Source organism: Nonomuraea sp. NPDC050202 (assembly GCF_040656115.1).
Lineage (GTDB): Bacteria > Actinomycetota > Actinomycetes > Streptosporangiales > Streptosporangiaceae > Nonomuraea.
In genome coordinates this window covers 159,898-167,526 of sequence record NZ_JBFALF010000025.1, presented here as the reverse complement: position 1 = coordinate 167,526, position 7,629 = coordinate 159,898, and the positions used below count along the sequence as shown (strand labels likewise).

Annotated in this window: 4 protein-coding genes and 1 pseudogene; 3 read left to right on the top strand and 2 right to left on the bottom strand. The window is 72.1% G+C overall.

All coding sequences use genetic code 11. The features are described 5' to 3' along the window. Positions 1 to 124: pseudogene (locus AB0I79_RS44195) on the bottom strand (bifunctional methylenetetrahydrofolate dehydrogenase/methenyltetrahydrofolate cyclohydrolase); the annotation flags it as partial. A gap of 211 nt (positions 125 to 335) precedes the next feature. Here AB0I79_RS44195 and AB0I79_RS44190 point away from each other — a divergent pair. The 3 genes from AB0I79_RS44190 to AB0I79_RS44180 are packed head-to-tail and all read left to right on the top strand — an operon-like array spanning position 336 to position 6,807. Next, positions 336 to 4,763 (top strand): glycoside hydrolase family 38 C-terminal domain-containing protein, encoded by a 4,428-nt coding sequence (locus AB0I79_RS44190; protein WP_357886455.1) that lies wholly within the window; start codon positions 336 to 338, stop codon positions 4,761 to 4,763. Further along, positions 4,760 to 5,638 carry a hypothetical protein gene (locus tag AB0I79_RS44185; RefSeq protein WP_357886453.1) on the top strand — a complete coding sequence of 293 codons (879 nt, stop codon included), beginning with the start codon at positions 4,760 to 4,762 and terminating at the stop codon, positions 5,636 to 5,638. Before AB0I79_RS44190 ends, AB0I79_RS44185 begins: the two co-directional genes overlap by 4 nt. Further along, entirely contained in the window at positions 5,638 to 6,807 is a 1,170-nt protein-coding gene (locus tag AB0I79_RS44180) for an ROK family protein (RefSeq protein WP_357886451.1), read from the top strand. The genes AB0I79_RS44185 and AB0I79_RS44180 overlap by 1 nt, the downstream gene beginning before the upstream one ends. A 595-nt stretch (positions 6,808 to 7,402) precedes the next feature. Here the strand turns inward: AB0I79_RS44180 and AB0I79_RS44175 are convergent. After that, the gene (locus AB0I79_RS44175) at positions 7,403 to 7,585 is read right to left on the bottom strand and encodes a hypothetical protein (RefSeq protein WP_357886449.1); all 183 of its coding nucleotides are present in this window, start codon (positions 7,583 to 7,585) and stop codon (positions 7,403 to 7,405) included. Positions 7,586 to 7,629 lie beyond the last annotated feature (44 nt).

Below are 7,629 nucleotides of genomic sequence, written 5' to 3'. Positions count from 1 at the left end.
CGCCCACGAGCACGGTGCCGAGGCCGGGGGTGATGCCGCGTTCCTTGAGCGCTGCCACCCGGTTCGTGAGGTCTGCCTTGATCTTGGCGGCGGTCGCCTTGCCATCGAGTTTCACTGCGCTCATGCCGCAATCCTTCCATGCCCGCCCCGCTCCTCCGCACCGGACCACGCCCACCCTCGCCACACCCTGCCGTGCCTAGTTATCCACAGGCCCCAGGCAGTCGATCCAAGTTATCCACAGCCTCGCGCTGACATCGTTGTCATTGATCTTGGAAGGGCTTAGTGTTACGGGCGCCAGCAACAAGTGCACGGAGGTTCCCTTGCCTTTCCGCCTGTTGTCCGCAGAGTCGACCGACCTGTTCGTGGGCACGCCCGACGAGCCGCACCAGGTGCTGCGCGTCACCGTCGCCCAGGGAGATCACGCATCGTCGCTGGAGCTGCGCGGCGCGGGCGTCCGCCTGGCCGGCGAGATCACCGTTCCCCCCGCCGCCGCGACCCTCGAGATCCCGCTGATCGTGTCGGCGCCCCCGGGCACCACCGTGCCGTGCCTGCTCACCCTGGGCGAGGAGACGCTGGAGGTCCCGGTCACGGCCGAGGAGCCTGGCTGGACGATGTTCATGGTGTCGCACTTCCACTACGACCCGGTGTGGTGGAACACGCAGGCCGCCTACACCAGCCCGTGGGAGCTCCTGTCCAGCGACGCCACGACCAGGCCGCTGTGGGAGCGCAACGCGTTCGCCCTGGTGGAGGCGCACATAGAGCTGGCCCTGCGCGACCCCGACTACCGCTTCGTGCTGGCTGAGGTCGACTATCTCAAACCGTTCTTCGACACCCGTCCCGAACGCCGGGCCGACCTGCGCGCCCTGCTGGCCGAGGGCCGGGCCGAGCTGGTCGGCGGCACGTACAACGAGCCCAACACCAACCTGACCGGCGCCGAGACCACCATCCGCAACCTCGTCCACGGCATCGGCTACCAGCGCGACATCCTGGGTGGCGATCCGCGCACGGCGTGGCAGCTCGACGTGTTCGGCCACGACCCGCAGTTCCCCGGCTACCTCGCGGCGGCGGGGCTGACGGGCAGCGCGTGGGCGCGCGGGCCGTTCCACCAGTGGGGGCCGATCAGCAAGAACTTCAAGCAGGCCAAGAACGACGCGACGCTGATGCAGTTCCCCAGCGAGTTCGAGTGGATCGCGCCGTCGGGGCAGGGCGTGCTGACCCACTACATGCCGGCCCACTACTCGGCGGGCTGGTGGACGGACTCCGCGCCCTCCCTCGACGAGGCCTGCCGGGCGGTCCACGACCTCTACCGCTCGCTCAAGCCCGTGGCCGCGACCAGGAACATCCTGCTCCCGGTCGGCACCGACTACACCCCGCCCAACAAGTGGGTCACCGACATCCACCGCGAGTGGGCGTCCCGCTACGTCTGGCCCAGGTTCGTCTGCGCCACCCCGCGAGACTTCCTCGACGCCGTCCGCGCCGGCCGCTCGTCCTTCAGCCCCCAGACGCGCGACATGAACCCCGTCTACACCGGCAAGGACGTCTCCTACATCGACACGAAGCAGGCCCAGCGCGCCGCCGAGGTGGCGGCCCTGGACGCCGAGCGCCTGTCCACGTTCGCGTCGCTCCTGGGCCTGGGCGGCTACCCGCACACGGCGCTCGACAAGGTGTGGCGCCAGCTCGCCTACGGCGCCCACCACGACGCGATCACCGGCTCGGAGTCCGACCAGGTCTACATCGACCTGCTGACCGGCTGGCGCGAGGCCCACGACCTGGCCACGGAGGCCCGCGACACCGCCCTCGCGGCCCTGACCGGCCAGATCGCGGTGGACGGCCGCAGCGTCGTGGTCACCAACACGCTCCCCTTCGCCCGCGACGGCCTCGTCCGGGTCACCCTCCCCGCGGGCCACACCGTCGCGGCCCCGTCGGGCGCCGAGGTCCCCGCCGTCACGGAGAACGGCGTTCTCACCTTCCTCGCCCGTGACGTGCCGTCCATGGGCTGGCGCACGTACCACGTCGTCCCGGGCACCCCGCAGCCCTGGCACCACACCACGGCGACGCCCAGTGCCGCCGTCCCCGCGCCGGTCACCATCCACAACGACCGCTGGCAGATCACCGCCGATCCCGCCCGGGGCGGGGTGCTGGCCTCGATCCTCGACCGCCGCACCGGGCAGGAACTCCTCACCGGCCCCGGCAACGAGCTGCGCCTCTACGACGAATATCCCCAGCACCCCGACATGGGCGAGGGCCCGTGGCACCTCATCCCCACCGGCCACGTCGTCGGCTCCGCCGAAGACCACGCGACCTCCGCCACCGCCGAGACCAGCCCGCTGGGCCGGCGGCTGACCGTCACCGGCCGGGTCGGCGAGATCACCTACGAGCAGACCGTCACCCTCCTGACCGGCTCCGACCGCATCGACTTCACCACCCGCGTGCTCGACCACACCGGCGCGGACCGCCTCCTCCGGGTCCGCTTCCCTGCCCGGGTCGAAGGTGCGCTCCCAGTCTCCGACGTCTCGGGCGCCGTGGTCGGGCGCGGCTTCGCACTGCCGGACGTGGACACGGCCGAGCACCCGTGGACACTCGACAACCCGGCCAACACCTGGTTCGGGCTGTCGGCCACGGCCAAGGTCGATCTCGGCGAGGCGGGCGCGCGGGCGCTGGGCGTCGCAGAGGTCGTGGTCCCCACCCTGGAGGACGCCCCTCAGGCCCGCGACCTGGTGGTGGCGCTGGCCAGGGCCGGGGTGACGGCCACCACCTCATCCGCGCCCGGCACCCGGTACGGCTGGCTCGACGTCGACTCCAACCTGCCCGACGTACGCATCGTGCTCGGCGGCCCCGACACCAACCCGCTGGCCGCCGAGCTGCTCGCCCGAGCCGACGAGTCCTACGCCAAGGCCCTGCGGGCGGGCGCCACCCGCGTCTGGATCCCGGCAGAACGCCCGCTCCAGGAGGTCTGGCAGCCCAGCGCCGACCTGCGCGACCTCCGAGCCCTCCCTGCCCTGATCGTCACCGACCCCGTCGCCGACCTGGTGTCCGACCTGGCCGACGCCACGATCGAGGCGCAGTGCCCCCTCGGCGCCGAGCGGCTGGAGAACCGTACTGTCGCCCTGCTCACGTACGGTCTGCCGGGCTTCGCCGTGGACCCGTCAGGCGCGCTCCACCTGTCGCTCATGCGCTCCTGCACCGGCTGGCCGTCGGGCATCTGGCTGGACCCACCCCACCGCACCGCCCCTGACGGCTCCGGCTTCCAGCTCCAGCACTGGACGCACGAGTTCTCCTACTCCCTGGTGTCCGGAGAGGGTGACTGGCGCACCCTCCAGCTCCCGGCCGCGGCCCAGGAACACATCACCCCGCTGCTCCCCCGCCTCCTCCCCTCCGCCCAGCAGGGCCCTCTCCCCTCGACCCACTCCCTCCTCACCCTCACCCCACCCCGAAACGTCCTCCTGAGCACCCTCAAGGCCACCGGCAACCCCCTCGCCCACGGCCTCACCCCCACGGCTACAAGGCGTCCCTCCACCCCAGCAGCTCCAGAGCATGCCTCCACCCCCGCAGCTCCAGGGCACCCCTCCAACCCCGCCCCCTCAGCGCACGCCTCCACCCCCGCGCCCTCAGTGCACGCCACCACCGGCGAAATCCCGCACCATGAGCCAGCCGCCACAACGCCAGACCGGCTCACGCCCCCGCAAGCCGCACAGCACGGACCGACCACCGGAACACCACAAACCCCGCAGCACGGGCCGACCACCGGAACACCGGAAGGCCCGCAGCACGCTGTGACCATCCGCCTGGCCGAATCCACCGGTCTGGGCTCCCGAGCCGGGCTCACCTCCCCTGTCCTCCAACTCGACACGCTCACCCGCTCCGACCTCCTGGAACGCCCGAGCCCCACAACCGCGGACCCCCACGAGCTCACCCTCACCGGCTTCGAGATCGCCACCTACCTCGCCACCACGCCACCCCCAGCGGCCGGCCAGGAATCCGCCCGCACCACGGAACGAGCCCAGCCGGTCTACAGCCGCTACTGGCTCCACAACAAGGGCCCGGCCCCGCTGGGCTACCTGCCGATCTCCATCGCCCTCACCCCGGGCCTCGTCGCCTCGCCGGAGGGCCCGTTCGAGGTGGAGGTGGTCCTCGCCTCCCACCTCACGAACGATCCGCACGAGGGCGTGGTGGACATCCGGGTCCCTGACGGCTGGACCGCCACCCCGTCCCAGCGCCCCTTCCGGCTGCCCCCCAGCGGCCACCTCCGCTTCCCGGTGACGATCACCCCCGCTCCCGCACCGGGCCTGTCCTTCGTCTCGGCCCGCACATCAGCAGGCGGCCAGCTCATCGAGGACATCACCACCGTGGCCATCGGCGACCTCCCCGAACTTCCCGTCACGGACCAGCCCTCGAAGCCCGGCACCGCCATCCGCGGCACCAAGTCGACCGGCTCCCGCCCCACCGGCCTGTCGCTGGAAACCCCCACCGACGCCCTCTCCCTCCGCCCAGGAGAGCGCGCCTCGCTGACACTGCGGCTCACCAACACCACCTCGGACGAGATCCGCGGCGAGTCCCAGCTGGCCTCCCCCTGGGGTACGTGGACCATGCTCCCCGAGGTCATCCAGGGCTTCACCGTGGCGGCAGGAGAAGCGATCGACGTGACATTCCCGGTGGAGGTCCCGGCCGACCAGCCACCCGGCCACTCGTGGGCGCTGGCCAAGGTCATGTGGTTCGGCCGCTGCCAGTACTCGCCGGCGATCCGCCTGGAGGTCACCCGTTGACCGAGACACCCACCCCGACCATCGGCACCCCCACCCCCACCACGCCGTCACCCCACGAGCATTCGCCACCGGAGACGATCGGCTGGGTCGTCGGCCGGCCGGTTCCGCGTGAGCGTCTCGACCGGCGCCTGGCCGACCTGCGCAGCGGTCCGCTCAGCTCCACCCTGCCGAGGCCGGGCACTTCCGAGGACCGTCAGCTGGCCCGCTGGCTGACCCAGGTCATCCTCACGGAGTGCCTCTGCGAATGGGCCGCCACCGAGCTCGGCCTGCAATCCCCCGGAGGCGAGAACCTGCCTCCACGACATGCACCCGTCCCCGCACCTGGAGCCGCCATCCCGGAAAATCCCCTCCTGGACCCTGTGGCCGCCGTGGAGCTGGGCTCGATCAACGCCGCCGCCTACACCGGCAACCCCTGGGTGCGTGCGGTGTTCGAGCACGTCACGGCCGCGGTGACGATCCCTCCGGAATGGCGGCCCCGGCCGGCGCCGGAGCCCGAACCGCGCCACCTCGTACGACACCGGCTGTTCACCGACCGCACCCGGGCCCAGGGAGCGAGCCCGGCCGACCTGGAGCCCCTCGGCGCGGTCACGCTCGGTTCCTTGCCGAGCGCGATCGCCGACGCCCTCCGGCGTCACCCGGACGGCACCCTCGTCGGCCCGGTCGAGGACGCCCTCGGCTGGCACGTCGCGATCGCCGTCCCCGAGCCCCGGCCGGCCCGGGGGCCGAGCGGTCAAGAACACGACCTCCTACGGGCCGCCCGGCGAAAAGCCTTCGCGCGGTGGCTCGACGACCTGCGCGCCAAGAAAGTAAGACTCATGCCCGGACTGGAGCACCCTGGCGACCCCCGCCAGCCCGACAACCACCACAAACACTGATGACCTGCGTACTTGCCATTGACATCGGAGGAACCAAGCTCGCCGCCGCGCTGGTGGACGAGGCCGGTTCGATCCTGCGTTCCGCCACCCGTCCGACGCCTCGGGAGGAGGTCATGTCCGCCCTGGCGGCCCTCATCACGGAGGTCATGGACGGCGGCCCGCCGCCCCAGGCCGCCGGCATCGGCTGCGCGGGCCCCGTCGACCTTGCCTCGGGCACCGTGAGCCCGGTGAACATGCCGAGCTGGCGCGGCTTCCCGCTGCGCGAGGAGGTACAGAAGCTGACCACGCTCCCCACCGTGCTGGCCGGCGACGCGCAGTGCTTCGCCCTCGGGGAGCACTGGCTGGGAGCCGGCCGCGGCTGCACGTCGTTGCTGGGCATCGTCGTGTCGACCGGCATCGGCGGCGGCCTGGTGATCGACGGAGTCCCGCTCCTCGGCCCGACCGGGAACGCCGGACATGTCGGCCACATGAGCATCGACCCCTATGGCGAGCGTTGCGAATGCGGCGGCCGTGGCTGCGTCGAACGCTACTCCAGCGGCCCCAACATGGCCCGCTGGGCGCTGGAGAACGGCTGGTCACCGGGTGCCGCCTCCCTCGCCAACGGGTCCGTCCGCACGAACCTCCCAGTGCAGGGCGGCCAGGATGGCCCGACAGACCGCCCGGAACGGACGCAAGATCACCTGAAGAGCCCGATGAACCTCGCTGGAGGACCTCACGGCCACCACGACAGCCCGACAAAACTCGCGGAAGGGACCCAAGGCCACCACGGCGAGTCGACAAGACATCCGGAAGCGGCTCAGGCGGACGCGGCTCAGGCGGACGCGGCTCAGGCGGACGCGGCTCAGGCGGACGCGGCTCAGGCGGACGCGCGGACGCTGGCCCAGGACGCCGCCGCGGGAGACCCCATCGCGGTGGCCGCCTTCCAGCGGAGCGCCAGGGCCCTGGCCGGCATGATCGCCTCCACCGCGGCGGCCGTCGAGCTCACGGCGGTGGTCATCGGCGGCGGCGTGTCGGCCGCCGGAGAGGTGCTCTTCGAGCCGCTGAGGAACGCGCTGGACGACGTCTCCGGGCTGCCCTTCGTACGGGCGGTGCAGGTCAAGCAGAGCACCCTGGGCGTGCGGGCCAGCCTTGCCGGAGCGGCTCAGCTCGCCTGGCGAGGGCTCCCCTAGCTCGCCACCGGAGGCCGGGCTTGCAGGTAGGAGAGGCAGACCCGGGATTGCGGTGACGATCCGGCGTCATGGCTCAGCTCAGCGCCAGAGGAGGAACGCGGCGTCAGGCTCGACGCCGGAGCGCGGCCGCGTGCGCGCTGGCACGACGCGGCCGCGCGCGGTGCTTGAAGGCAATGGCCGCACGCGGTGGCCAACCCACATCGGCCGCGCGGTGGCCGAAGCCACAGCCGCGCACGGTGATCGCGCACGGTGATCGCGCACGGTGATCGCGCACGGTGATCGCGCACGGTGATCGCGGCCGCAGCCGCGCGCGGTGGTCGAGGCCGCCGCCGCGCGCGGCGACCGCGTACGGTGCCCGCGCGCGGTGGGCAAGCCACATCGGCCGCCGTGCGGTGATCGCGTGTGGTGGCCGAAAGCGCATCGGTCGCGTGCAAGTGATCGCGTGCGGGTGGCCGTCGCGGACAAGTGCGGCGCTGGACGGCCCGGCCGGAGGTCACGTCCACGGACGTGCAGCGGCCGGACGTGCAGCGACCGGACGTGCAGCGGCCGGTGGGTGAGGAGGGAGCGGTGTGGACCGGGTGCGGAGGGAGCGCGGTCAGTCGCGCTCGGCCGCCGCCTGGGCCTCGCGGCGCTCGATGATGCGGCGGGTGTAGGGGATGACCTCTACGACGCGGCTGCCGAGGTAGGCGCCGATGAAGGCGAGGACCAGGAGCACGAAGGGGCTGGTGGCCAGGCCGTTCAGGGTGACGAATGCCTGCAGGATCGCGTCGAGCGCCATAGGTGAACTCCGGGGGACGAGGACCGGGAAGTGATTCAGGTTAG

Bases quoted from the DNA above. Each gene is read 5' to 3' on its own strand.
- AB0I79_RS44180 (WP_357886451.1), top strand. From the start codon at position 5,638: ATGACCTGCGTACTTGCCATTGACATCGGAGGAACCAAGCTCGCCGCC.
- AB0I79_RS44175 (WP_357886449.1), bottom strand. From the start codon at position 7,585: ATGGCGCTCGACGCGATCCTGCAGGCATTCGTCACCCTGAACGGCCTG.